The sequence below is a fragment of the Bradyrhizobium sp. UFLA05-112 genome (assembly GCF_053572325.1).
In genome coordinates this window covers 1-24,141 of record NZ_JBANBK010000094.1, presented here as the reverse complement: position 1 = coordinate 24,141, position 24,141 = coordinate 1, and the positions used below count along the sequence as shown (strand labels likewise).

At 65.2% G+C, this 24,141-nt stretch carries 22 protein-coding genes and 1 pseudogene; 11 read left to right on the top strand and 12 right to left on the bottom strand.

Going from position 1 to position 24,141, the window contains the following annotated elements; genetic code table 11:
- Positions 1-24: 24 nt before the first annotated feature.
- A pseudogene (ftsZ, locus tag SO180_RS35710) lies at positions 25-1,221 on the top strand (cell division protein FtsZ); the annotation flags it as partial.
- 403 nt (positions 1,222-1,624) lie between these two features.
- Here the strand turns inward: ftsZ and SO180_RS35705 are convergent.
- The gene (locus SO180_RS35705) at positions 1,625-2,272 is read right to left on the bottom strand and encodes a nucleotide exchange factor GrpE (protein WP_449383510.1); all 648 of its coding nucleotides are present in this window, start codon (positions 2,270-2,272) and stop codon (positions 1,625-1,627) included.
- Positions 2,273-2,435: 163 nt separating this feature from the next.
- On the opposite strand from SO180_RS35705, the gene SO180_RS35700 reads away from it, so the two are divergent.
- On the top strand, positions 2,436-3,791 hold the full coding sequence (locus SO180_RS35700; RefSeq protein WP_449383509.1) for a DUF2235 domain-containing protein: 1,356 nt from the start codon (positions 2,436-2,438) through the stop codon (positions 3,789-3,791).
- Positions 3,792-4,085: 294 nt separating this feature from the next.
- Positions 4,086-4,334 (top strand): PilZ domain-containing protein, encoded by a 249-nt coding sequence (locus tag SO180_RS35695; protein WP_449383508.1) that lies wholly within the window; start codon positions 4,086-4,088, stop codon positions 4,332-4,334.
- A gap of 45 nt (positions 4,335-4,379) precedes the next feature.
- On the opposite strand, the gene SO180_RS35690 is transcribed toward SO180_RS35695, so the two are convergent.
- From SO180_RS35690 to cobS, 6 genes are all read right to left on the bottom strand, one after another.
- Positions 4,380-4,796, bottom strand: coding sequence for a hypothetical protein (locus tag SO180_RS35690; RefSeq protein ID WP_449383507.1), 417 nt, complete (start codon positions 4,794-4,796; stop codon positions 4,380-4,382).
- Positions 4,797-4,992: 196 nt separating this feature from the next.
- On the bottom strand, positions 4,993-6,105 hold the full coding sequence (locus SO180_RS35685; RefSeq protein ID WP_449383506.1) for an NADH:flavin oxidoreductase/NADH oxidase: 1,113 nt from the start codon (positions 6,103-6,105) through the stop codon (positions 4,993-4,995).
- A gap of 130 nt (positions 6,106-6,235) precedes the next feature.
- Positions 6,236-7,321 (bottom strand): esterase-like activity of phytase family protein, encoded by a 1,086-nt coding sequence (locus SO180_RS35680; protein WP_449383505.1) that lies wholly within the window; start codon positions 7,319-7,321, stop codon positions 6,236-6,238.
- Positions 7,318-9,225: a cobaltochelatase subunit CobT gene (gene cobT, locus SO180_RS35675; RefSeq protein ID WP_449383504.1), complete on the bottom strand. Its 1,908-nt coding sequence runs from the start codon at positions 9,223-9,225 to the stop codon at positions 7,318-7,320. Before cobT ends, SO180_RS35680 begins: the two co-directional genes overlap by 4 nt.
- On the bottom strand, positions 9,222-9,632 hold the full coding sequence (locus SO180_RS35670; protein ID WP_449383503.1) for a GNAT family N-acetyltransferase: 411 nt from the start codon (positions 9,630-9,632) through the stop codon (positions 9,222-9,224). The genes cobT and SO180_RS35670 overlap by 4 nt, the downstream gene beginning before the upstream one ends.
- Before the next feature lie 3 nt (positions 9,633-9,635).
- On the bottom strand, positions 9,636-10,634 hold the full coding sequence (gene cobS, locus SO180_RS35665) for a cobaltochelatase subunit CobS (protein WP_027524083.1): 999 nt from the start codon (positions 10,632-10,634) through the stop codon (positions 9,636-9,638).
- Positions 10,635-10,930: 296 nt separating this feature from the next.
- Between cobS and SO180_RS35660 the strand changes: the two genes are divergently transcribed.
- Complete coding sequence (locus SO180_RS35660) at positions 10,931-11,590, top strand: DedA family protein (protein ID WP_449383502.1); 660 nt, start codon at positions 10,931-10,933, stop codon at positions 11,588-11,590.
- Between the two features lie 142 nt (positions 11,591-11,732).
- Here the strand turns inward: SO180_RS35660 and SO180_RS35655 are convergent, their stop codons facing one another.
- Positions 11,733-12,962, bottom strand: a complete 1,230-nt coding sequence (locus SO180_RS35655; RefSeq protein WP_449383501.1) for a citrate/2-methylcitrate synthase — start codon at positions 12,960-12,962, stop codon at positions 11,733-11,735.
- Positions 12,963-13,034: 72 nt separating this feature from the next.
- On the opposite strand from SO180_RS35655, the gene SO180_RS35650 reads away from it, so the two are divergent.
- Positions 13,035-14,126 carry a citrate synthase/methylcitrate synthase gene (locus tag SO180_RS35650; RefSeq protein WP_449383500.1) on the top strand — a complete coding sequence of 364 codons (1,092 nt, stop codon included), beginning with the start codon at positions 13,035-13,037 and terminating at the stop codon, positions 14,124-14,126.
- Positions 14,127-14,321: 195 nt separating this feature from the next.
- Here the strand turns inward: SO180_RS35650 and SO180_RS35645 are convergent, their stop codons facing one another.
- Positions 14,322-14,957: a J domain-containing protein gene (locus SO180_RS35645; protein ID WP_254100971.1), complete on the bottom strand. Its 636-nt coding sequence runs from the start codon at positions 14,955-14,957 to the stop codon at positions 14,322-14,324.
- A 120-nt stretch (positions 14,958-15,077) separates the two neighbouring features.
- On the opposite strand from SO180_RS35645, the gene SO180_RS35640 reads away from it, so the two are divergent.
- Both SO180_RS35640 and pyrF read left to right on the top strand, forming a co-directional pair.
- Entirely contained in the window at positions 15,078-15,356 is a 279-nt protein-coding gene (locus tag SO180_RS35640) for a BolA family protein (protein ID WP_449383499.1), read from the top strand.
- A 61-nt stretch (positions 15,357-15,417) separates the two neighbouring features.
- Positions 15,418-16,323: an orotidine-5'-phosphate decarboxylase gene (pyrF, locus tag SO180_RS35635; RefSeq protein WP_449383498.1), complete on the top strand. Its 906-nt coding sequence runs from the start codon at positions 15,418-15,420 to the stop codon at positions 16,321-16,323.
- A 30-nt stretch (positions 16,324-16,353) separates the two neighbouring features.
- Here pyrF and SO180_RS35630 read toward each other — a convergent pair whose 3' ends face one another.
- From SO180_RS35630 to SO180_RS35620, 3 genes are read right to left on the bottom strand one after another with little or no spacing between them, the layout of a single operon-like run.
- Positions 16,354-17,658, bottom strand: coding sequence for an HlyC/CorC family transporter (locus SO180_RS35630; protein ID WP_449383497.1), 1,305 nt, complete (start codon positions 17,656-17,658; stop codon positions 16,354-16,356).
- Positions 17,659-17,685: 27 nt separating this feature from the next.
- Positions 17,686-18,834 (bottom strand): 3-dehydroquinate synthase, encoded by a 1,149-nt coding sequence (gene aroB / locus SO180_RS35625; RefSeq protein ID WP_449383496.1) that lies wholly within the window; start codon positions 18,832-18,834, stop codon positions 17,686-17,688.
- Positions 18,831-19,442: a shikimate kinase gene (locus SO180_RS35620; RefSeq protein WP_449383495.1), complete on the bottom strand. Its 612-nt coding sequence runs from the start codon at positions 19,440-19,442 to the stop codon at positions 18,831-18,833. Before SO180_RS35620 ends, aroB begins: the two co-directional genes overlap by 4 nt.
- A gap of 157 nt (positions 19,443-19,599) precedes the next feature.
- On the opposite strand from SO180_RS35620, the gene SO180_RS35615 reads away from it, so the two are divergent.
- From SO180_RS35615 to SO180_RS35600, 4 genes are all read left to right on the top strand, one after another.
- Positions 19,600-19,746: a histidine kinase gene (locus SO180_RS35615; protein WP_449383494.1), complete on the top strand. Its 147-nt coding sequence runs from the start codon at positions 19,600-19,602 to the stop codon at positions 19,744-19,746.
- Positions 19,747-19,763: 17 nt separating this feature from the next.
- Positions 19,764-20,732, top strand: coding sequence for a site-specific tyrosine recombinase XerD (xerD, locus tag SO180_RS35610; protein ID WP_449383493.1), 969 nt, complete (start codon positions 19,764-19,766; stop codon positions 20,730-20,732).
- A 334-nt stretch (positions 20,733-21,066) separates the two neighbouring features.
- Positions 21,067-22,026 (top strand): acetyl-CoA carboxylase carboxyltransferase subunit alpha, encoded by a 960-nt coding sequence (locus tag SO180_RS35605; RefSeq protein ID WP_449383492.1) that lies wholly within the window; start codon positions 21,067-21,069, stop codon positions 22,024-22,026.
- A 415-nt stretch (positions 22,027-22,441) separates the two neighbouring features.
- The gene (locus SO180_RS35600; protein ID WP_449383491.1) at positions 22,442-24,016 is read left to right on the top strand and encodes a L,D-transpeptidase family protein; all 1,575 of its coding nucleotides are present in this window, start codon (positions 22,442-22,444) and stop codon (positions 24,014-24,016) included.
- The last annotated feature ends 125 nt before the right edge of the window (positions 24,017-24,141 follow it).

The following is a 24,141-nucleotide window of genomic DNA, read 5'->3' as shown; positions in this document are numbered from 1 at the left end:
TGCCGGAGCAACCGCGAGGAAAGAATGACTGGCATCAACGATCTTCACGAGATGAGGGCGCGCATTGTCGTGTTTGGGGTCGGCGGCGCCGGCGGCAATGCCGTCAACAACATGATCACGGCCGGGCTGCAGGGGGTCGAGTTCGTCGTCGCCAACACCGACGCGCAGGCGCTTGCCATGTCGAAGGCCAAGCGACTCGTCCAGCTCGGCACCCATGTCACCCAAGGCCTCGGCGCCGGCTCGCAGCCTGAACTCGGACGCGCCGCCGCCGAAGAGACCATCGATGCGATCCGCGAGCAACTGGCCGGCGCACACATGGTGTTCGTCACGGCCGGCATGGGCGGCGGGACCGGCACCGGGGCGGCACCCGTGGTCGCCAAGATCGCGCGCGAGCTCGGCATTCTCACGATCGGCGTGGTCACCAAGCCATTCTACTTCGAGGGCCAGCGCCGCATGCGCTTTGCCGAAGCTGGCATCGAGGAACTGCTGAAGTTCGTCGACACCCTCTTGATCATCCCGAACCAGAACCTGTTTCGCGTGGCCAGCGAGAAGACCACATTCGCCGATGCCTTCGCCCTTGCCGACCAGGTGCTTTATTCGGGCGTGGCCTGCATCAGCGACCTCATCGTCAAGGAAGGCCTGATCAATCTCGATTTCGCCGACGTTCTCTCCGTCATGCGCGAGAAGGGCAAGGCCATGATGGGACGGGGCGAGGCTTCCGGTCCGAAGCGCGTGCTCGCCGCCGCGGTGGCCGCAATCTCCAATCCGTTGATCGAGAACCCGTCGATCAAGCGCGCCAGCGGCCTCATCATCTCCATCACCGGCGGCAGGGATCTCATGCTGTTCGAGGTCGACGAAGCCGCCACCCGCATTCGCGACGAGGCCGATCCGGACGCCAACATCATCGTCGGCGCGTCCTTTGACGAAAGCCTCGAAGGCATCGTCCGCGTCTCGGTGGTGGCGACCGGGATCGATAATCTCGACCCGGCGCAGGAGTCCCAGCCGGCGGAAAGCTCACTCACCCAGCTCGCCGGCCGCTTACGCAACGACAGCCGCCGCATCGCCGATCGCATCGAGCGCAGCGCGACCCTGCCGCAATCGGAGAGCCCCCCGCTGCAGCCGGCGGCCCGCCCACCCCTGGGGCAACCGCCAAGGCCGAATCCGGACCATGCGCGCCAGGCGGCGCCCCGGCCGGTCGATCCCTACGGCCGCCCTTCGCCGCGCAATGCGAGCGACGACGGCGTGCTCGATATCCCGGCCTTCCTGCGCCGCAGCGCCAACTGAGCGGGTGGCAAGGGCCGGGGTTGCTCGCCTCCAATGCTGGAGATGGGCCGCTGCTACGCGACTCCGGAGCGCGATGGCGAGCTGCTCGTAAGAGCCTAGCTGCAGCAACAACCTCCGCCGTCGTCCCGGCGAACGCCGGGACCCATACCCACAGGGAGTAGTTTGGCGAAGACTCGTGGTTGGCAACTTCGCGCCATAACCGCTCCCTGGGGTTATGGGTCCTGGCTTTCGCCAGGACGACAGCTTTGTTGTGGCAGGAGCAAACGCTCCTATGGAGTCGGCGAACTTCGACCGTCAGATCTGCAGACGAGCTTCTTGAGGCGCGCGGCGCGCAAATCCTTCACGCTGCCGTGCTGCGCGGGTCTTCCGCCGTTTCCTTCTTCTCCGGCTCCTTGTCGCGAGACAGCCAGGCCGGAAAACGAAGCAGGCGATCGTTACTGTCCTTTGGGAGCTCGATGGACGCCTCGATGGCCGAGCTCGGGATGTCCAGTGCAGCGTGTCCGGCCCGCACCGCATCCGCGCGCTGATCCAGTCCGCGGAGCAGCGGATCGAGCACGCTGTCGATTTCGGTCGCCACCGACAATAGGAGACTGTTGAGCTCGCGCGCCTCGGGCACGACTGCCGCAGCCGGCTCGATCGCCTTGCACAGACTATCGACGACAGGCGCAAACGCGCCGGCAGCGTGTTTGATTCGCGTTTTTATCGATTCGAGTTCGGCCAGGACGCGATCGCGCTCCCGCCTCTTTTTCTCGTCCGAAAGGCGGGCTTCGAGTTCGGCGATGTGAGCCGTCAGGGTCTCGGCTTCGGATGCAAGCGCATCGCGTCTTCCGCGCACGCGATCGAGATCGCGGCTGAGATTGTCCACTAAGTCGTCCTTTCCGAACATTGGGTTACTCCGTAGCACAGCCGTTTTGGTCTGTAAGACGGCCTTGGCGCGAACCGCCAGCCTCGCCACCGACCGGATGACCGGATCGGCCGAAACAGGCATCAACTTCGGTCGCGTCACATGGGCTGACATGTTTGGGCCGACATCGTGATCCCCCAATCGTCCACATTAGGCGACCGCATGGTTAACAAGCGGTTAATTTCAACAGCCTGACACGGCAATCGGTTATACTCGCCCCGGTAGCATCACCGGAGGGGACGCTTCGATGGAGCACGAAGCCGAAACGAAGCACGAAACCAAGCACGAACACACGATCGTACCCAGGAACGAACCGAAGAACGAACCGAAGAACATCGTCATCTGCTGCGACGGCACCGGCAACGAGATCAGCGAGAACATCTCCAATGTGCTCAAGCTCTATCGCTGCCTGCGCAAGACCGACAAAACGCGGCCGCGGCAGCTGGTGTTCTATGATCCCGGCGTCGGCACGGTCACGGAGCCTTCGACCTGGAACCGCTGGAAGGCCGACATCAAGCTGGTGCTGGGGCTCGCCACCGGCTATGGGCTCGATGACAACGTGCTCGCGGCCTATTGCTTCCTGGTCGAGCACTACGCGCCGGGCGACCAGATCTATTTGTTCGGCTTCTCGCGCGGCGCCTATACCGTGCGGGTGCTGGCGGGGCTGATCCACAAGGTGGGGCTGATCTCGCCGGAGCAGGCGAATCTCGCAGGCTCGGGGTTGATTGCCTACAAGCAATATTCCGGCACCGGGCGCGGCAACGATCTCTCCGCTCTCACGGATGCGGGCGCCGACGAGGACGGGCCGCTGCCCTCCGATCGCTTCGATCTCGCCGCGCAGTTCGCGCGCATCACCTCCTCGCGCTGGCCGACGATCCGCTTCATCGGCGTGTGGGACACGGTCGCCAGCGTGATCGTGCCGCGGCCGGACCGGCTGTACTGGCCGAGCCTGGAGGAGCTGGCGTTCACGCTGCAGAACCCGAGCGTGAAGATCTTTCGCCAGGCGATCGCGATCGACGAGCGGCGCTGCATGTTCCGCCTGAAGCAGTGGATGGAGCCGCAAGCCTTCTGGAGCAACCGCTTCGTCCCCGATGAAAAGAAGGAGCCGCAGGACATTCTGCAGGTGTACTTCGCCGGCGTGCATTGCGACGTCGGCGGCGGCTATGCCGAAACCGGCAGCGCGCTGTCGAAATATCCGCTGCTGTGGATGATCGACGAGGCGAGCAAGGCGGGGCTGCATTTCAACCCGCGCACGGTGAACCAGCTCGCCTGGGGCATTCAGCGCAAGAACAGCCCGTTCACCTACGTCGCGCCCGATGTGAAGGGCGAGATGCACAATTCGATGACGGCGGCCTGGCGCGTGCTCGAATACATCCCGAAGAGCGCGAAGTACAAGGAATGGCCGGAGCGCCAGGTCCATTTCGGCTTCTACATCCCCGACTGCGAGCCGCGCCTGATCCCCGAAGGCGCGCATGTGCATGAGAGCGTGGTGCAGCGGATGGCTGACGTGCCGGAGTACAGGCCGGTGAATCTGCCGAAGGATTTTGTCACCGTGCCGATGCCGGTCGGCCCGCACGCGCCGACGACGGTGGAGGCAGCGTGAGGGGTGGGGTGAGTGGCGATGTGAGGTGAGGCGGGAGCGCGCCACACACTCCACTGTCATCGCCCGATTTAATCGGGCGATCCAGTATTCCAGAGGCGGTAACGAATACGGAAAGGCCGCGGCATACTGGATGCCCCGGTCGAGCCGGGGCATGACGGCGGGAATGATGGTTACTGCTTCCTTAATCGCATCGAAGAATCGCTAAAATGCTTGCTCAACAGTTAGCGTGATGGTGCGACACCCCATGCCATTCCTTCCCGCAAGGACGCATTTCGCGTAAGGAGGACAAGCGACATGCAGCATCCGCGACGATTTACACGCGTCAAGCCGAGCGGGCTGGTGTCGCGACAGGCCAAGATCATCACGGACCCGAAGGCGCCGGTGATCAACTGCACGCTGATCGACTATTCGCCGGGCGGCGCCTGCGTCGATCTCGGCGGCCAGGTCAAAGTCCCCGACCGCTTCGAGCTGCTCCACGTCAACACGAAGAAGCGCTGCCGCGTCGCGTGGAAGCGCGGGACGAAGATTGGCGTGGTGTTTTAAGGGGGCGATACGACCGAGCGGCGATAGCCACACAAACGTACCCGCTCAAGACTTGTCCTTCCGCCACCGTGCCTTTGCGCCCGCGACGATCTGCATGGCGACGCCGGCGATCCAGCCGATGAAGACGAGATACGTCCACGCGATGTGCGGCTCCTCGCGCAGCACGATGACGGCAACGGAGGCGAAGGCGGTCACGCTGGCGCAGAGGGTGCCGGCCGAGCTCAGGAATTCCGCGGCGTCGATTTGCTCATGCGCCTGGTCGAAGGGAAGCTGCGGCGTGTCGATGCCGAGATAGAAGCCGACGGCACCCAGCAACATCATCAGCACCAGAAAGCCCTGCGTGGTCAGCATCGGGATCGCCGACCCGACATAGGCGCCGACGAACAGGCCGCACGCCGCCCCCGCCAGCGCCAGCCCGCAACGCTCGAGCAGGTGGGCAGACTTCCGGACACCATAGCGCATGGCAGGCCTCGCGGGGTTTTGTGATCGCGAGGTTAGGCTAATTTCGGGAGTGGCGGAAGGTTGGTAGAGTCACGGAGGGGTGATGCGGGGTGGCGGTGATGCGACGGCAGCGCAGCTGATTCCCTCGTCGTCCTGGCGCAAGCCGGGACGACATCATTATTGTGGTCGCGACATCGCGCGCAACGACCAGTAAGCCTCACCGCGCCCCGAACGTCGTCTTGCCGAACAGCGCCTTCTGTGTCGAGGGCTGCGAGCGCCAGTATTGCGGCGGGGCGTCGACGACACCGCCGAGCTCGGCGGCGGCGTGCCAGCCCCAGCGCGGATCGTAGAGCATCGCCCGCGCCAGCGCGACCATGTCGGCCTTCCCGGAAGCGACGATCTCCTCGGCATGCCTAGCTTCGGTGATCAGGCCGACCGCGATCGTCGTCACGTCGGTCTCGCGCTTGATGGCCTCCGCGAACGGCACCTGGTAGCCGGGGCCGAGTGGAATCTTCTGCAGCGGCGACACGCCGCCGGAGGAGGCGTCGACCCAGTCGATGCCGTGCTTTTTCAGCTCGCGCACGAATTCGATGGTCTGCGGCAGATCCCAGCCGCCCTCGACCCAGTCGGTCGAGGACACGCGCATGCCGATCGGCTTGTCATGCGGGAACACCGCGCGCACGGCGTCGAACACCTCGAGCGGAAAGCGCATGCGGTTTTGCAAGGACCCGCCATACTCGTCGGTGCGGTGGTTGGAGATCGGCGAGAGGAACTGGTGCATGAGATAGCCGTGCGCGCCGTGCAGCTCGATCGCGTCGATGCCGAGGCGCTCCGCGCGGCGCGCGCAGTCGACGAAGGCGTCGCGGATGCGGACCATGCCAGCGCGGTCGAGCGCGGTTGGGGCGGCCTCGCCCTCCTTGTTCGGCAGCGCACTTGGGGCGACCGTCTGCCAGCCGCCCCGCTCCGCTGCGATCAACTGCCCGCCGTCCCAGGGACGCGCGGAAGAGCCCTTGCGGCCGGCATGCGCAAGCTGCATCGCGACCGCCGCGGTGGAATGCTTGCGCACCGAGGCGATGATCTGCTTCAGCGCCGCCTCGCAGGCATCGCTGTAGAGCCCGAGGCACCCCGGCGTGATACGCCCGATCGCCTCGACATGCGTCGCCTCGATGCAGAACACGGATGCGCCCGACAGCGCCAGCGAGTTGACGTGGGTGAAGTGCCAGTCGGTGGCGACGCCGTCCTCGGCCGAATACTGGCACATCGGCGACACCATGACGCGGTTCTTCAGTTTCAGACCGCGCAGCTCGATCGGGGAAAACAGGGCGCTCATGCGGGAGGTTCCGGCGGATAGAGGGCGATGAGGGAAGTGTAGTGGGCGCGAGGTGGAATGCTAGCCGCGCTGCGGGCATGGCGGTTAGCGGCGGGCTGCATTGCGCTTTCGCCAGGGCGACGCCGGGATTTTACTCCACCAGCGTGAACTGCAGCAGCAGCGTGCGCTGCAGAAAGGAAAAATTATCGTCCGAGACCAGCGTCAGCACGGTCTCGCCGTCCGCGCCGACATGGGCGTCGATGCCTTCCATGTTGTCGATCTCGTGGCCGAGATCGGCGGCGAACAGCTCGGGGCCGTCGACCAGCGCGCCCGGCGCAATCGACTTCAGGGGGATCGCGCGGATGCGGATGTTGACGCCGGTGAACCAGGAGAATTTTCGCTCCAGGATCAGAAGTCCGCCGGAGGGCAGCAGGACGGCGTCGCTGATGTCATAATTCTCGGTGCGGCGCACGCTGAACTGGCCGGGCGAGGGACCGCCGATCAAAAACGCGATCAGGTTGCCGTCGCGGTCGAGCCCGCGCTCGGAGAAGGCGATCAGCGTGCCGGCCAGCGGCTGGCCCTTTTGCGGGTCCTTGGGCACGAACACCAGCGCTTCCAACCCCTTGTTGCGCGGCAGCGTCCGCGCCGCCGCCGGCAGCGGCAAGACCTCGCCGCGGGCACGGGTGAATCCCTTGGAGAAATCGAAGCGCATCAGCGCATTGACGCGCTCGAGCCCGACATAGACGAGGGAGCCGTCGAGCGCGATCGATTCGGTGTCGTACCAGTAGCGCTTCTCGGTGATCGGCCGCCCCTCGGCGTTCAGGATCGGCGCGGCCTCGACGTTATCGAGCCCGACCATGTCGCGCCCCGCGTAGCGGATGGTCCCGCTGAACCACGCGCCCTGATCGGAGATCGCGATGAAGCGCTCGCCTTTTGCGTCGAGAAAACGGATGCCGGAGAGGCCGCCGAAGCCACGATAGGGCGAGGTCAGCACCAGGCCGCTGCGATACTCCAGCGCGCCGAAGCGGGTTCGCGCGCGATCGCGCGGCTCGAACACAGGGATCTGCCGCGCGTTGACCTCGATGGCGACCGGCTCGGTGACGGTGTGCTCGGGCTGGTCCGCCGATCTTGCCCGCGGTTGGGTCGCGGGTTCGGCGCACGCAGCTCCGGGAAGCGCTGATATCGCGGCTCCCGCCGCTTGGCCGAGAAATCGGCGGCGGGAGAAGCGTGCGGTCACGAATGCAGTTTGCGGCGCGGCCGGCTCGCAGGTTGCGCAGGCGCTGAGTGGGTCTCGCTGAACAGCTCGGCGAGCTTCTCGGTAATTGCGCCGCCAAGCTCTTCGGCGTCCACGATCGTCACCGCGCGGCGATAGTAGCGCGTGACGTCGTGGCCGATGCCGATCGCGATCAGCTCCACCGGCGAGCGCGTCTCGATCTCCTCGATGATGTGCCGCAGGTGCCGCTCGAGATAGTTGCCGGCATTGACCGACAGCGTGGAATCGTCGACCGGCGCGCCGTCCGAGATCATCATCAGGATCTTGCGCTGCTCGGTGCGCCCGAGCAGGCGCTTGTGCGCCCAGTCGAGCGCCTCGCCGTCGATGTTCTCCTTGAGCAGGCCCTCGCGCATCATCAGGCCGAGATTCTTGCGCGCACGGCGCCACGGCGCGTCCGCCGACTTGTAGATGATGTGGCGGAGATCATTGAGGCGGCCGGGATTGGCCGGCTTGCCAGCGGCGAGCCACGCCTCACGCGATTGCCCGCCCTTCCAGGCGCGCGTGGTGAAGCCGAGAATCTCGACCTTGACGCCGCAACGCTCCAGCGTGCGCGCCAGAATGTCGGCGCAGGTCGCCGCCACCGTGATCGGGCGGCCGCGCATCGAGCCGGAATTGTCGAGCAGCAGCGTCACCACGGTGTCGCGGAACGTCGCCTCCTTCTCGCGCATGAAGGACAGCGGGTGATAGGGATCGGTCACCACGCGCGACAGCCGCGCCGGATCGAGAATGCCCTCTTCGAGATCGAACTCCCAGGCCCGGTTCTGCTGCGCCATCAGCCGGCGCTGGAGCCGGTTGGCGAGACGGGCGACGATGCCTTGCAGATGCGCGAGCTGCTTGTCGAGGTAAGAGCGCAGCCGCTCCAATTCGTCATGGTCGCAGAGGTCCTCGGCGGCGATCACCTCGTCGAACTTCGGCGCGAAGGCGTGATATTCCGGCCCGCGCGGCTCGTTGGCCCCGCGCGAATTCGGCCGCGTCGCTTCCCCCGGCGTCTCGTCGTCGCCGAGCTCGCCGTCGTCGAAGGTGTCTGATGTCGAGGCCTGCGCGCTTTCCATCGCGCTCTCGCTCATCTCCTCCGTGGTCGCCTGCGCCTGGTCGGCGCTCATCTCCTGCGCGGCGTCGGAATCGGGCGAGCCTTCCGCGCCGGCCTGGTCGTTGTCGCCGTCGCGGTTGTCGTCCTGATTGTCGTCCTCGTCGGAATCGGCGTTGCGCTCATCGCCGAGGTCGAGCGCGGAAAGCAGGTCATGCACGGCGTCGCCGAATTTGGTCTGGTTCTCGACCAGGCCATCGAGCCGGTCGAGCCGCCTGCCGATCTTGTCCTCCAGCGTCGGCCGCCAGAGATCGACCATCTTCTTGGCCGCCGCCGGCGGCGCCATCCCGGTCAGGCGTTCGCGCACCAGCATCGCGAGCGCATCCGCCAGTGGCGCATCGGCGCGGTCGGTGATCTCGTCGAACTTGCCGCGATGGAAATGATCATCGAGCATCGCGGTGAGGTTTTTCGCAACGCCCGCCATGCGGCGCGCGCCGATCGCCTCGACCCGAGCCTGCTCCACCGCCTCGAACACGCCACGCGCCTGCGGGTTGCCCGGCATTAGCTTGCGGTGCAGTTTCGGATCGTGACAGGCGAGCTTCAGCGCGATCGAGTCGGCGTGGCCGCGCACGACCGCAGCATCGCGCTTCGTCATTTTCCGCGCCGGCTCGGGCAGCCGCGCCTTGCCGGGCGCAAGGCCAGGGCGCTCGGCAGCAAAGCTGACGTCGAGCTCGGGCGTCTTGGCGATCGCCTTCAGGCATGACGCCACCGAGCGCTTGAACGGCTCGGTCGGCGCTTCCTTGGTGTTGCGGAATTTCGAGTTGGATGATGATGTGCTCATAGCGACTTCGTAAACGAATGGCGCGTCACGCCGCCGGGATAGCCGTCAATGGCGCCGAATTCTTCGTACCCGCAGGAACGATAAAAGCCCGGCGCCTGAAAACTCATCGTGTCCACATGGGATCGAACCGCGCCGATCCGCCTTGCTTCGTCTTCGATCGCCGCGATCAGCTTCGTTCCATGACCTTGGCCACGATGTTTCTGGTCGATCCAGAAGAACTGAATGAACAGAACCGTTGTCCAGATCTGGCCGACGACCCCACCGACGATCTTGCCGCGGTCCTTTAGCGAAACCGCAAGGCCCTTCAGTCTCTGCGTCCCCATGTGCTCGTGGTTGTAACCAGCGAGCCCGGCGAGCACAGCCTTCTTGGTGGTCCCAATGGTGCGCTCGACGGTAATGGTTGGCATGGATCAGCTAAGCGCCACGTTGACCGCCGATTCCGGCAGCTCCGCATTGAAGCAGCGCTGGTAGAACTCGGCGACCAGGGGACGCTCGAGCTCGTCGCACTTGTTGAGGAAGGTGACACGGAAGGCGAAGCCGATATCGCCGAAAATGTCGGCATTCTCCGCCCAGGTGATCACCGTGCGCGGGCTCATCACCGTCGACAGATCGCCATTGGCAAAGGCGTTGCGGGTGAGATCGGCAAGGCGAACCATCTTGTTGACGATGTCGCGGCCTTCCTGGGTGCGATAGTGCTTGGCCTTCGCCAGCACGATCTCCACTTCCTCGTCATGGCCGAGATAGTTGAGCGTGGTGACGATCGACCAGCGGTCCATCTGCCCCTGGTTGATCTGCTGGGTACCGTGATAGAGGCCCGAGGTGTCGCCGAGGCCGACGGTGTTGGCGGTCGAAAACAGGCGGAACGCCGGATGTGGCTTGATCACCTTGTTCTGGTCGAGCAGCGTCAGGCGGCCGGAGACCTCCAGCACGCGCTGGATCACGAACATCACGTCCGGGCGGCCGGCGTCGTATTCGTCGAACACCAGTGCGACGTTGTGCTGGAGGGCCCAGGGCAAAATGCCGTCGCGGAATTCGGTGACCTGCTTGCCGTCCTTGACCACGATCGAATCCTTGCCGACGAGGTCGATACGGCTGATGTGGCTGTCGAGATTGACGCGCACGCACGGCCAGTTGAGGCGCGCGGCGACCTGCTCGATATGGGTGGATTTGCCGGTACCGTGATAGCCCGTCACCATGACGCGGCGGTTCTTGGCGAAACCTGCGAGGATCGCGAGCGTGGTGGCGCGGTCGAAACGATAATCGGCATCGACTTCGGGCACGTGAGGATCGACTTCGGAATAGGCCGGCACTTCGAGATCGCTGTCGATCCCGAAGACCTGGCGCACCGACACCTTCATGTCGGGCAAACCGTTGACTTCCTCAACTTTGGACAAGGCGGCGGTCGTCATTCATCCTCCGAGGCCCCGGGCGGTCCCGAGACCAGTAATTTGCACTTTGACTGCGGCTGGGTGCAGTTGCGAACCTATCAGAGACCACGTGCCGGCAGAAGCCCGCGCCCCAATCAAAGTTCCGTTGTCTTTTCATTTAGATAGGCAAGGAACGCGAATTTTGGAAGGCTGCCCTGCGAATCACGCTCGAATTTCGCGCCTGGCAGGCGCCTTGCAGCGAACTTTGGCACTTTGGTTGCCGCTCCCTACTTATGTAAGGTCTGAACCTCGATGCCCCTGCCCGACACAGAGACGACGTGACGTCCTTCCTCGATCCCTTCATCGACTTCGTCTCGGCCCATGCGGGGCTGGCGTACCTGACACTCTTCCTCGCGGCGCTGCTGGAGGCTGTTCCGGTGGTGGGTTCGGTCGTTCCCGGCTCGACCATCATCCTGGCGCTGAGCGCCCTGATCCCGGGCGGCGAACTCAAACTGCAATGGGTGCTGCTGGCCGCCGCCCTCGGCGCCGTTGTGGGTGACGGCTCGGCCTATTGGATCGGGCACAAGCAGCAGCGCGAGATCCTCAATAGCTGGCCTCTGACCAACTATCCCCGCGTGATCGAGGAGAGCGAGAGCTTCTTCCGCCGGTTCGGCACTTGGGCGGTGTTCTTCGCCCGCTTTGTCCCCCCGATCCGGGCTTTCGTGCCGGTCACCGCCGGCGCGCTCGGCATGGCACCGGCGCGCTTCTATGCGGTCAATATCCCTGCGATCCTGGTCTGGGCGCCGGCGCACGTACTGCCCGGCGACCTCGCGATTTCGGCGTGGCACAGCTATGCCGGCCTGCCGCACCACGGACATCCCGCCAAGCACATCTGGATGCTCACTGTCGTCGGCGTCGCAATCGTTGTGGGCCTCGTGATCTGGTTCGTCCGCCGGAGGCACGGCAGCGGGGTCGCGGCGGCGAAGCCGGGGGGTTAGAGCTTCAGACGCATTCCTTCCTCATCCTGAGGAGCCTGCGAAGCAGGCGTCTCGAAGGATGGCCGCGGGCAAGATCCGGGCCTTCATGGTTCGAGACGCGCGTTCGCGCTCCTCACCATGAGGGTCTTGCAATGCGATCAGGCTAGCTTCTGGTATCTGTCGCCGTCGTCCGCCGTCCCGGTGCCGGCCCAACATAACGCGCCCGCGGCCTAATCAGCCTTCCGTGCTGCAATTGCTCGCTCGCGTGCGCGATCCAACCGACGCTGCGGGCCATTGCGAACAGTGCGAGCTCGCTGCCGGCTGGCAGGCGCAGGGCGTGCACGAGCACGGCGAGCGCATAGTCGATGTTGACGAGCTCGCCGGTCGCCTCCGCAATCCGCTCCGGCACCTCGCGGGTGAATTTTCGCGGCGCCCCGGCGCGTGCCAGCGCGTTGAGCAGCGACTGTGCGCGTGGATCGCCGCGCTTGTAGACGCCGTGGCCGAAGCCGGCAAAATGCTCGCCGAGCGCGACGCGCTCGCGCACCATCGGCTCGACGTCGCGATCGATCAGTGTCTTCACGAGCTGCGAGGCCAACACGCCAGCGCCACCGTGTTTTGGACCTTTGAGCGCAGCGAGACCGGCAATGACGGCATCGTAGAGATTGAGGCCGGTCGAGGCGGCGCAGCGCGCGGTGAAGGTCGACGCGTTCAGCTCGTGCTCGGCGAGCAGCACCAGCGCGCGGCGGATGAGATCGGCTGCATGCTTGTTGTCGGGTGCCCAGGCGAGCGCGATCTGCTGGTGCAGTGGCGCGGCTGACGGCTCGGCATTGAGCATGGTCGCAACCAAAAGCCGGACGATGCGCGCCCCGACCATCGCGCGGCCATCGGGCGCGCGGGTGAAGGCGCGGGGATCGGCGCTCGCGGCAAGCGCCAGCACCGCGATGGCGCGGTCGATCGGCGCGGCGCGGCGCGCGGCCTCGGCGATCGCGCGCATCTCGCCGGAGACGTGGGGGCAATTGTCTGATGCAAAGGGATCGACGCCCGAGACGTCCCAGAGCAGCGTCGCGGCATGCTCCAGCGTGTCCCGCTCGGCGAGATCGACGCAGTTCACGCCACGATAGATCGCGCCCTCTTCCGTGATGGTCGCGATCTCCGTGTCCATCACCGGCAGGTCGGCATCGAAGCTGCGCAGGCCCCGCGGCTCGGGCGATGGGGCGCGGCGCTCCTTCAGGCTGCGGACGTCCTCGGCGCGGTAGCGGTTCTTGCGCGAATCCGCCGTCGGCTCGGACCGGATCAGGCCGCGGCTGACATAGGCGTAGAGCGTCGCCGGCGAGATCGCGAGCTCGGCGGCGGCCTCGCGGGCCGAGAGGTAGAGGTCCTCCGAATTTTCCATATTGATTTATGTAATCAAGATTGATCAATCTGTCGAGAGGCCTGACCTTTACATCGTGAAAGGAGACAGGCCATGAACATCCATCTCACCAAAAGCCAGATCGGGCTGGACGGGGTTCCCGCCGCCGAGACCGTGCTCAGCCATGTCGATGGCGAGCGCGGCGAGCTGATCATCGCCGGCGAGCATGTCGGTACCCTCGCCCGCCAGTCGAGTTTCGAGGGCGTCACCGCGCGGCTCTGGAACGGCGCGAGCCGGAGCACGCTCAGCGAAGCCAATGTGCGCGCGAGCCTCGGGCTGGCACGCGAACGCGCCTTTGCGCGACTGCCGGACCTTTTGCCGGCAACCCGCGGCGTGGGCATCATCGACGGCTTTCGCGCGGCGGTCGCGGGCTTGCGTGCCGAGAACGGGCTGGCGCATGAGGCGACCATCGTCGGCGCGTTTCCGGTGATCGCGGGCGCGCTGGTGCGACAGGCGAAGCGACTTGATCCGGTCGCACCGAATCCGGATGCGAGCCATGCCGCCGACACACTCAAAATGCTGCGCGGCGCCGCGCCCGAGCCGCGCGAGGTCGCGGCGCTGGATGCCTATCTCGTCACGGTCTGCGATCACGGCATGAACGCCTCGACCTTCGCCACGCGCGTGGTGGCCTCGACGCAGGCCGATCTGTTCGCCGCCGTCACCGCCGGCTATTGCGCGCTGACGGGACCCCTGCATGGCGGCGCGCCGGAGCCGGTGCTGGAAATGCTGGATGCGATCGGCTCAAGCGAGCGGATCAAGCCGTGGGTCGATGCCACGCTTAAGCGCGGGGAACGGCTGATGGGGTTTGGCCATCGTGTCTACCGCGTGCGCGATCCGCGCGCCGACGTACTGAAGGCCGCGATCGAGCGGCTTGCCGCCGACGGCGCCGACCTGCCGTTCGCCGGCGAGGTCGAGGCCTATATCCGCGCCGCGCTGCGCAGGAAGAACCCTGAGCGACCGCTGGAGACCAATGTCGAGTTCTTCACCGCGATGCTGCTCGATGCCCTCGCCATCCCGCGCCAAGCCTTCACGCCGATTTTTGCCGTGGCGCGCGCCGCGGGCTGGACCGCGCATGCGCTCGAGCATCGCCGGACCGGACGGCTGATCCGGCCGAGTTCATCGTATGTGGGGGCGATGCCGAGCTAAACGCGACCGCACAACACAATGTCGTCCCGGCGAAAGCCGGGACCTCCGCGCGAGCGCCTGCGCTCGTCGCGATTACCCCAGGGAGTGGTTGCGGCGCGAGCTGATAACCAGAGGTCTTCGCAAAACTGCTTCCTGTGGCTACGGGTCCCGGATCTGCGCTTCGCTTGTCCGGGACGACGAGGTGGAAAGGCCGCCCTACGCCTCCCGCACCACCGTCTTCAGATAATTATACGCCTTGATGATCTCGATCAGGCGGTCTTCGGTGGAACGGTCGCCGCCATTGGCGTCGGGGTGGTGCTGCTTCACCAGCGCCTTGTACTTGGTCTTGACGTCGGCGAGCGTGGCGTCGGGGCCGAGACCCATCACCTGAAGCGCCTTGCGCTCGGCGTTCATCACCTTGCGTGTTTCGGCCTTGGGCTGGGCCTCCGGGCCGCGGCGCCAGTTGGCGCGGCCGTTGATCTCGCTGAACATGCTGAACGGATCGAAGGCGCCATCGATCTCGGCTTCCGCCCCCTTCTTGACGCCGCCATTGGCGCCCATCTTCCAGGTCGGACGGTGGCCGGTGAGCGCATCCTTCTGGTAGCGCGCGACGGCGTCGGCATTCATGCCGGAAAAGAAATTGTAGTTCTGGTTGTACTCGCGCACGTGATCGAGGCAGAAGTGCCAGTACTCGCGCGAATTTTCGCGGCCCTTCGGCGCGCGATGGCTGCCCTTGTTCTGGCAACCGGTCCATTCGCAGGCGACCACGGTCTCGCGCGGCTTCGCTTCCGGCTTCGCACCTCTCGGCTTGACGCGGATGGAGTCGAAGAATTTTGATGAATCGATCGGCATGACTGACTTTGACTACGCAATGCAAAAACCTTCAAGTCTTGACATTGCAAATGGCGTAGAAGCACGGGAATTCAGGGAACGCGATCGCGCGACTTAACGGCTCACAGGACTGGCAACGACATGGCTACACAAGACACTATCAGCAACAAGTTGCGCGAAGCTTTCTCGCCGGACAGCCTGCAAGTGGTCGATGAATCACATTTGCATGAAGGCCATGCGGGCCACCGGGCAGGCGGCGAGACGCATTTCCGCGTTTATATCGTGTCTGATGCCTTCAAAGGGAAGAGCCGGGTCGAGCGTCACCGCATGATTAATTCGACGCTGGCCGCGGAACTCTCCGGCGGCGTGCACGCCCTCGCCATCCACGCGCAGGCGCCGGGGGAAGGCAACGGGGGATAAGACTGTCAGCGCACAACCGCCGGTTTGATTCCGGGTATGATATGCTTCAGCGAGGTATGACATGGACGGTCCTTCCTGGGTTGAGTTGGTCGAGCGGAATGTCGCCAGATTTGGCGACGTTGTGGCAGGCATTGATCCCGCCCACTCAGACATTCCGGAATTTTTCGGAGACGGGAACGATCGCGCCTGGATCGGCCGGTTCGTGAGTTTTGTCATCGAGACCATCGAAGGGCATATCGGCTTCGTCAAATTCCAGTCAGCCTATTATGAAGCGTGCGGCCTGCCCGGGCTGATGGCGCTGTCGTCCGGAATCAACCAAGCGCGGGCGGCCGGTATTGGCGTCATCCTCGACGCCAAGCGAGGCGATATCGGCGCGACCGCAGCCGCCTATGCACGAGCCTATCTGATGCCGGCCCATGCCGGCGGAAGCGGCGACTTCGAAGCAGATTGCCTCACCGTCAATCCCTTGATGGGGCCCGATACGCTTGAACCCTTTGTCGACTGCGCGAACCGCTTTGGCAAAGGCCTGTTCGTACTGTGCCGCACCTCCAATCCCGGCGCAGGCTGGCTGCAAGATAGGATGACGGGAAATCGCTTCGTCTCCGATCGCCTTGCCGATCTCATCGCGGGGATGAGAGCCGGCAGCGGACCTTCCGGGCTCAACGCTGTGGGCGCGGTGGTGGGTGCTACGGTCCCGCATGAGGGTCGGCGCCTGCGTCAATTGCTCCCGCGCTCAATCATCCTGGCACCAGGGCTGGGCGCCCAGGGCGCGGATCCCTCGGCCATTCATTCCCTTCGAGGAAACACACCGGGCGATTTGCTGATCCCGGTGTCGCGGGGTCTGACCCGCGTGGACGATCGTCGCCTGTCGGCAAATGACTATCAGCAACTTTTGGTCCACAGGATCAGCGCACTCAAAGCGGCGGTCGCCTATGACTATCGGACCAGTCAGGCTATGCCAGCCTGAGCTTCTGACGTCCCTGCAAATTGGCAAACGCTAGAACGACGTCCCTGCCCGCCTCGGCTTGGCTTCCTCCACCTCCGCCTCGCGCGGCACCGGTGAAATACGGAGTGCGGTGATGCGGTTGCGCTCGCGGCGCAGCACGCGGAAGCGGAAGCCGTGGAACGTAAAGCTCTGGCCGCGGTCGGGGATCGAGCGCGCCTCGTGAATGACGAGGCCGGCGACCGTCGTTGCCTCTTCATCGGGCAGGCGCCAGTCCATGGCGCGGTTGAGATCGCGGATCGGCACCGAGCCGTCGACCACGACCGAGCCGTCGGGCTGGGCGCGCACGCCCGCGACGACCACGTCGTGCTCGTCGGAGATGTCGCCGACGATCTCTTCCAGAATGTCTTCCAGCGTCACAAGACCTTCAACTTCGCCGTACTCGTCGACCACGAGCGCGAAATGGGTCTTGCGACGGCGGAACGCCTTGAGCTGCTCGGACACGGTGCGCATCTCCGGCACGAACCACGGCGGCAGCGCGATGGTCGAGGCGTCGATGCGCGAGGTGTCGCCTTCGGAAGCGCGAATGGCGCGCAACAGATCCTTGGCGTGGAGCACGCCGATGATGTTTTCGGGCTTGTCGCGCCACAGCGGAATGCGGGTGTATTCGGTTGCCAGCACCTCGCGCACCAGTTCCTCCGACGGCAGGTCGGCGTTGATCATCATCATCTCGGTGCGATGGATCATGACGTCGGAGACCTGAAGCTCGCGCAGGTCAAGGAGGCCGCCGAGCATGTCGCGGTCCTGCTTCTCGACCTTGCCTTCATGGTGCAGGAGGTCGACCGCGCCGCGCAGGCGCTCGGTCGGCGACAGGATCGCCTGGTGCTCGCCGGCGAGGCCAAACAGCCGCATCAAGAGGCGCACGATGACTTCCACCACGGTCAGCAACGGCCCGAGCACGTACATCGTCAGCCGCATCGGACGCGCCACGGCAAGCGCGACGCGATCAGGCGCGTTGATGGCGATGGTCTTTGGCAAGACTTCCGCGAAGATCACGACCAGTGCCGTCATCACGCCGGTCGCATAGAGCACGCCGACCTCGCCGAACCAGGTGGTGAAGATGCCGGTTGCGATCGCCGAGGCCCCGATGTTGGCGATGTTGTTGCCGAGCAGCAGCGCGCCGATCAGGCGCTCGCGCATGTCGAGCAACTGGGAGACGACATCGGCCTCGTGATGACCCTGCTTCGAAAGCCGCAGCATGCTGGCGCGCGAGGCGCCGGTCAGCGCCGTCTCGCTGGCGGCGAAAAACGCCGAGACCAGGAGGCAGAAGACGACGATGGAGAAACCGAGCCAATCCATGACCCAACCGCCGATGTCAATCGCTCATCACGCGTTGCGCGCGAGCTTGTCGTTGAGGAAATCGCGCACCAGCGACGGCTCGACATCCTTTGCGATCACCGCGCGCCCGACGGCTTCCAGCAGGATGAAGGTGAGCTTGCCGCGCTTGACCTTCTTGTCCTGTCCCATCAGCGCCAGCAGCGCGTCGGCGTCGGCAAGCCCTTCCTGCGCGAAGCCGGCGATGTCCTGGAGCCGCGTCGGCAGCCCTGCTTCCGCAAGGTGGCGTTCGACGCGCGCAGCGTCCGTCGCACCGATCATGCCGAGCTTTGCGGAAAACTCGGCCGCCAGGACCATGCCGATGGACACGCCCTCGCCGTGAAACAGCCGGTCGGAGAAGCCGGTGGCGGCTTCCAAGGCGTGACCAAAGGTGTGGCCGAGATTGAGCAGCGCCCGCTCGCCGGTCTCGCGCTCGTCGCGCGAGACGACGCCCGCCTTGGCGCGGCACGAGGTCGCAATCGCGTGCTCGCGCGCCGAGCCACCCCTGAAGATGTCGGCGTGGTTCTTCTCCAGCCAGGTGAAGAAAGCCACGTCGCCGAGCACGCCATATTTGGCGACCTCGGCATAGCCGGCGCGGAATTGCCGCGGCGACAGCGTGTCGAGCACGGCGGTGTCGGCAATGACAAGCACCGGCTGGTGGAAGGCGCCGAGCAAATTCTTGCCCTGCGGTGAGTTGATGCCGGTCTTGCCGCCGACGGATGAATCGACCTGCGCCAGCAGGGAGGTCGGCACCTGCACGAAATCCACGCCGCGACGCAGGATCGCCGCTGCAAAGCCGGCGAGATCGCCGACCACACCGCCGCCAAGCGCGATGACGAGATCGTTGCGCTCGATCTTCGCCGCGATCAGTGCCTCGCTGACCTTTTCGAGCCCGGCATAGGTTTTGGAAATCTCGCCTTCCTCGACGACGATGCGCGAGGTCGGGATGCCCGCATCCGCGAGCGAGGCTTCAGTCGGCTCCAGCCAATGCCTTGCGACGGTGCGATCCGTCACGATCGCGGTGCGCACGCCAGGGCGCAGGTGCGCGATGCGCGCGCCGAGCGAGGCCAGCACGTCGCGGCCGATGACGATGTCGTAGGTGCGCTCGCCGAGCGCGACGTCGACGATAACGGGGTCTGAATGTTTCAACGGCGCGGTCATCTCGCGGCACTCGCTACATCGGAAGGCTGGCCGCCGCAAAGATAGGTACGCAGCGTCTCGAGACACTCCTCCACGATCCGGTCATGCGGCACGTCGCGCGAGGAGATCGTAAGGTCGGCATTCTGGTAGACCGGCTCTCTCTCGCTCAGCAGCCGGGTCACCGTCCCCTCGGGATCGGCGGTTTGCAGCAGCGGGCGATCGGCCCGGCGGCGCACCCGCCGCATGATGACGTCATGATCGGCCCTGAGCCAGATCGAGACCGCCTTGGCCGCAATGCGCGCCCGCGTCTCCTCGCGCATGAAGGCGCCGCCACCGGTGGCGAGCACCAACGGCCCGCTGTCCAGAAGGCGCGCGATCACCCGCGTCTCGCCGTCGCGAAAATAAGGCTCGCCATGGCGCTCGAAAATTTCAGGTATGGTCATGCCGGCGGCCGCCTCGATCTCGGCGTCGGCATCGAGGAAGGGCAGCTTAAGCCGGGCCGCGAGGCGTCGGCCGATGGTGGATTTGCCGACCCCCATCATGCCGATCAGCACGATCGACCGGCCCGCAAGCGCCGACAGAATGTCGGGCTCGGGCAAGCTTGGGGCTGGCATGGCGGCGTCGGACATGGATCTCGCTCAATCTGCCGCCAAAGGCGGCATCTCGGGCCACCTATACGACCCCGCAGGGGCCCTCGCCAGAGACTCTTGCCACGAAACGGCGAACATGTTGGATGATTTCATTGGTTAATTCGCCCCGACGGGACCCCTACCGAGACCTCGCCCGATGCCCAGCCTGTTCCGCTTCCTGACGGTCGTCGCCGTCCTCGCCGGCATCGTCTATGGCGTGGTCTTCACGCTGGCCAATTTCGTCAATCCAAAACCGCGGGAAATGACGGTGACCATCCCGCCGGAGAAATTTCTCAAGAAATAGCCGCTAGCCTGAAGGGCATGCCCACCAAGCCCTCAAATATCCAACTGACCGGCCTGTTCCTCGACATGCTCGCGGCGGAACAGGGCGCCGGCCGAAATACGCTCGACGCCTACCGGCGCGACCTCACCGACTTCTCCGACTTCCTCGGCCACAAGAGCCAGGATTTCATCGGCGCGGACACGCAAGTCCTGCGCGACTATCTCGGTGATCTCGATACGCGCGGCTTCAAGTCCTCGAGCGTCGCGCGGCGCCTGTCGGCGATGCGGCACCTGTTTCGCTTCCTGCTCAACGAGCGGATCCGCAGCGACGACCCCGCCGCGATCCTGTCGGGGCCGAAGCGCGGCCGCAGCCTGCCGAAGGTGCTGTCGATTGCGGACGTCGATCGCATGCTGAGGCGCGCAAAGGAGCTGAGCGAGACGGCGAACGCATCGCCAGCGCAGCGGCTGCGCAGCTTGCGGCTCTATTGCCTGCTGGAAGTACTCTACGCCACCGGCCTGCGCGTCTCCGAGCTGGTGTCACTGCCGCGCTCGGCCGCAAAGCGCGACGCGCGCATGATCGTGGTGCGCGGCAAGGGCAACAAGGAGCGCCTGGTACCGCTCAACGAGGCCGCGCGGCAGGCGATGGCGGATTATCTCGCCGCCACGGACGCGGCCAAAGGCGACGGCAAATCGAACAAGAAAGGCAGCATCGCCACATCGAAATGGCTGTTTCCGTCCTTCGGCGAGAGCGGCCACCTGACGCGGCAGCATTTTGCGCGCGACCTGAAGGAGCTCGCCATCGCATCCGGCCTTCAGGCGCGCCTCGTCTCCCCGCACGTGCTGCGCCACGCCTTTGCCAGCCACCTTCTGCACAACGGCGCCGACCTGCGCATCGTGCAGACGCTGCTCGGCCACACCGATATCTCGACGACGCAGATCTACACCCATGTGGTGGAGGAGCGCCTGAAGAGCCTGGTGCGCGACCTACACCCGCTGGCGGAGAAGTAGGGTTTCACGGAAGATGCGCTCCCTCTCCCGCTTGCGGGAGAGGGCTGGGGAGAGGGTATCTCCACGGACGAGAGCCCCCAAGAGGAGAGAGCCCTCACCCGGCGCGCGGGACGATGCTTCGCATCGCCCGGGGCGCGCCGACCTCTCCCGCAAGCGGGAGAGATGAACCATCCGCCTTGACTTCGGCCGTTTCTCCGCAGAAAGAGCCGTCTCCTGCCCGTGATTTGGCGCGCTGCGTCGGTGCGCACAAGCCAACTCATTGAAGAAGCTACACTTCTATCCGCGGCCTCAAATCCGTTTCACCTCCTCGCCCCGTCCTCCCTATATTGAACCGATGCTAGACCAAATGCGCAGCTATCTCGATTTCGAAAAGCCCGTCGCCGAGCTCGATTCCAAGCTCGACGAATTGCGCGCGCTCTCGGCCTCCGGCGACATCGCCGAGGAGGTCGGCAAGATCGAGGACAAGGCGGCGCAGGCGCTCGCCGACCTCTATGCGAATTTGACGCCGTGGCAGAAGACGCTGGTCGCGCGTCATCCGCAGCGGCCGCATTTCTCCGACTTCATCAAGGGCCTGGTCACCGAATTCACCCCGCTCGCCGGCGACCGCAAGTTCGGCGAGGACGAGGCGCTGGTGGCAGGCTTCGGCCGCTTCCGCGGCGAAGCCATCTGCGTGATGGGCCAGGAAAAAGGCGATTCCACCGAGAGCCGCATCAAGCACAATTTTGGCATGGCGCGGCCCGAAGGCTATCGCAAGGCGGTGCGGCTGATGGAGATGGCCGAGCGGTTTGGCCTGCCCGTGCTGTCGATCGTCGATTCTGCCGGCGCCTATCCCGGCATCGGTGCGGAAGAGCGCGGACAGGCCGAAGCCATTGCGCGCTCGACGGACGCCTGCCTGTCGCTGGGCGTGCCGAACGTTGCGATCATTACCGGCGAGGGCATGTCGGGCGGCGCGATCGCCATCACAACGGCAAACCGCGTCCTGATGCTGGAGCACGCGATCTACAGCGTGATCTCGCCGGAGGCCGCCTCCTCGATCCTCTGGCGCGACGGCACCAAGGCCCAGGAAGCCGCCAACAGCATGAAGATCACGGCCCAGGACATGCTGCGCTTCGGCGTCATCGATACCATCCTGAAGGAGCCGGTCGGCGGCGCGCATCGCGACCCCGCCGCCATGATCGCCACCACCGGCGAGGCCATCGAGCAGGCCTTCAATGAGCTGCGCAACCTGGACGCCGACGCCATCCGCAAGCAGCGGCGGCAGAAATTCCTCGAAATCGGCCGTAAGCTGGGGTGACTCGGCGCGTTCCGGCGCCGTAGGGCGGGTTAGCGCAGCGTAACCCACCACTTCATCTCACGCACGGATAGCAAAGAGGTGGGTTACGCCTTCGGCTAACTCACCCTACAATCCCGCCTCGGCGTAAGGGGCCATTAACCCATTTTTCGCCCGAATCTGCGATCCCGGCCTAAATTAGGTCGCTACGCCCTGATTTAGTCTTTGTTGACCATCCCTATGAGGCAACGGTCTCGTGATCCGCGCTTGGGTTGCGACGGCTTAGCCCAGAGGGTAAGATTTTAATCAATGGCTTCAGGGCATAAGCGCTGGGGCTTGGTCTGCAAAAGCCCGCTTCCTGCGGGTCCGGATCGCCGGTCAGGCCAATGCTCCAGAAGTGGGGTTTTCGCTGACTTGCCCGGTGAGTGTGGGGTCCATCTTGATTTCTAGCTCGCTTGCACGCGCGCTTTTGACGTCGGTTGCGCTTGTCACCAGCGTGCTGCTGGCTGGCTGCGACACCGACCAGGTTTCGCTCGCGACCAACGCCAAGGCCAACCAGCCTGTCTCGCCAAAGCTTCTCGCCGCGATGACCGAGAAGGACATGGATCTGCAATCGCCGATCCTGGTCCGCCTGTTCAAGCAGGAGGCCGAGCTCGAGATCTGGAAGCAGACCCGCTCCGGCCAGTTCGCGCTGCTGAAGACCTATCCGATCTGCCGCTGGTCGGGCGATCTCGGGCCGAAGGTCCGCGAAGGTGACCGCCAGGCGCCCGAGGGGTTCTATTCGATCAACCCCAGCCAGATGAATCCGCAGTCGGCCTATTACCTCTCCTTCAACACCGGCTATCCGAATGCGTTCGACCGCGCGCTCGGCCGCTCCGGCTCGCAGCTGATGGTGCACGGCGACTGTTCCTCGCGCGGCTGCTACGCGATGACGGACGAGCAGATCGCGGAGATCTATTCGCTCGGCCGTGAGTCCTTCTTCGGCGGCCAGAAGGCGTTCCAGTTCCAGGCGTATCCTTTCAGAATGACGCCGGTGAACATGGCCAAGCACCGCAACAATCCGAACATGGCCTTCTGGAAGATGATCAAGGAAGGCAATGATCATTTCGAGGTGACGCGGCAGGAGCCGAGGGTCGATTTCTGCGAGAAGAAGTACGTCTTCGACGCCGCCAAGACGCCGGACGCCAAGCGCGATCCGGTGTTCGACGCCTCCGCAAAGTGCCCGGCCTATGTGATCCCCGACGACATCGCGAACGCCGTGCGCGAGAAGCAGGAGAAGGACGAGGCGGAATACGCCAGGCTCGTCGCCAAGGGCACGCCGATGGCGCGGATGAACACCGGCATCGACGGCGGCATGAACAAGGTATTCGCCGCGAAGATTCCGGAAGGCTCGACCGGCCTGTCCGAGGGCGCCGAAGGCTCGACGCTGCAGATGCTGGCGATGTCGAAGGCGCCCGGCACGATCCCCGGCAGCGTCAATCCGCCGAAACCGAACCTCGAGGCTGTCGGCGCAAGCCAGCAGAGCGAGCCGGTCGTGGCCGTCCCGTCGCAGGCCAGCAACACCCGCGTCGCGTCCGCCGCGCCGGCCGAGAAGTCCCAAGAGAATTCGCAAGGCGGCGGCTTCTTCTCCGGCCTTGCCCGCAAGATGGGCATGGGCACCGCCGACACCACCGCGACCACATCTCCGCCGCCAGCCACCACTTCGGCAACCCCGCCCTCGGCGGCATCCCGGCTGAAGGCCGCGGTGACCCGGTTCGTGCCGGGACATGGCACGGCCAAGGACGCGAGCAAGGACGCGAAGGACGCGCCCAAGGAAGCAGCCAAGCCGGTCGCAGCCGCCAGGCCCGCCGAGCCGAAGCCGGCCGACACCAAGGTCGCCGCCTCACGCCCGCCGCTGAAGCCGTCGGTGTCGGGCAGCACGGCTGATGCCGGCAGCAAAGACGCGCAGCTCGCAGGCGCTGCCCCGGTGATGTCGTCGAACTCGTTCGACAGCCGGTTCGGGGCGGTGAAGTAAGGGCGACGTGTTCGTCGCAGCCCGCCACACGCTCAGCCGTCATTCCCCGCGAAAGCGGGGAATCCAGATGCTATGGGGTAAGCGGCGACTGGGGTAAGCGGCGGTGAGGGTGTGGACACCCCTCG

What these genes read in the sequence shown, in the direction of transcription:
- cobS (WP_027524083.1), bottom strand. Translation starts at nt 10,634, where the DNA reads ATGACGACCGCCGCCTTGTCCAAAGTTGAGGAAGTCAACGGTTTGCCC.
- cobT (WP_449383504.1), bottom strand. Translation starts at nt 9,225, where the DNA reads ATGAGCACATCATCATCCAACTCGAAATTCCGCAACACCAAGGAAGCG.
- SO180_RS35655 (WP_449383501.1), bottom strand. Translation starts at nt 12,962, where the DNA reads ATGGAAAATTCGGAGGACCTCTACCTCTCGGCCCGCGAGGCCGCCGCC.
- SO180_RS35620 (WP_449383495.1), bottom strand. Translation starts at nt 19,442, where the DNA reads ATGTCCGACGCCGCCATGCCAGCCCCAAGCTTGCCCGAGCCCGACATT.
- SO180_RS35645 (WP_254100971.1), bottom strand. Translation starts at nt 14,957, where the DNA reads ATGCCGATCGATTCATCAAAATTCTTCGACTCCATCCGCGTCAAGCCG.
- SO180_RS35640 (WP_449383499.1), top strand. Translation starts at nt 15,078, where the DNA reads ATGGCTACACAAGACACTATCAGCAACAAGTTGCGCGAAGCTTTCTCG.
- SO180_RS35690 (WP_449383507.1), bottom strand. Translation starts at nt 4,796, where the DNA reads ATGCGCTATGGTGTCCGGAAGTCTGCCCACCTGCTCGAGCGTTGCGGG.
- SO180_RS35670 (WP_449383503.1), bottom strand. Translation starts at nt 9,632, where the DNA reads ATGCCAACCATTACCGTCGAGCGCACCATTGGGACCACCAAGAAGGCT.
- aroB (WP_449383496.1), bottom strand. Translation starts at nt 18,834, where the DNA reads ATGACCGCGCCGTTGAAACATTCAGACCCCGTTATCGTCGACGTCGCG.
- SO180_RS35700 (WP_449383509.1), top strand. Translation starts at nt 2,436, where the DNA reads ATGGAGCACGAAGCCGAAACGAAGCACGAAACCAAGCACGAACACACG.
- SO180_RS35615 (WP_449383494.1), top strand. Translation starts at nt 19,600, where the DNA reads ATGCCCAGCCTGTTCCGCTTCCTGACGGTCGTCGCCGTCCTCGCCGGC.
- SO180_RS35650 (WP_449383500.1), top strand. Translation starts at nt 13,035, where the DNA reads ATGAACATCCATCTCACCAAAAGCCAGATCGGGCTGGACGGGGTTCCC.
- pyrF (WP_449383498.1), top strand. Translation starts at nt 15,418, where the DNA reads ATGGACGGTCCTTCCTGGGTTGAGTTGGTCGAGCGGAATGTCGCCAGA.
- SO180_RS35605 (WP_449383492.1), top strand. Translation starts at nt 21,067, where the DNA reads ATGCTAGACCAAATGCGCAGCTATCTCGATTTCGAAAAGCCCGTCGCC.
- SO180_RS35705 (WP_449383510.1), bottom strand. Translation starts at nt 2,272, where the DNA reads ATGCCTGTTTCGGCCGATCCGGTCATCCGGTCGGTGGCGAGGCTGGCG.
- xerD (WP_449383493.1), top strand. Translation starts at nt 19,764, where the DNA reads ATGCCCACCAAGCCCTCAAATATCCAACTGACCGGCCTGTTCCTCGAC.
- SO180_RS35630 (WP_449383497.1), bottom strand. Translation starts at nt 17,658, where the DNA reads ATGGATTGGCTCGGTTTCTCCATCGTCGTCTTCTGCCTCCTGGTCTCG.
- SO180_RS35685 (WP_449383506.1), bottom strand. Translation starts at nt 6,105, where the DNA reads ATGAGCGCCCTGTTTTCCCCGATCGAGCTGCGCGGTCTGAAACTGAAG.
- SO180_RS35695 (WP_449383508.1), top strand. Translation starts at nt 4,086, where the DNA reads ATGCAGCATCCGCGACGATTTACACGCGTCAAGCCGAGCGGGCTGGTG.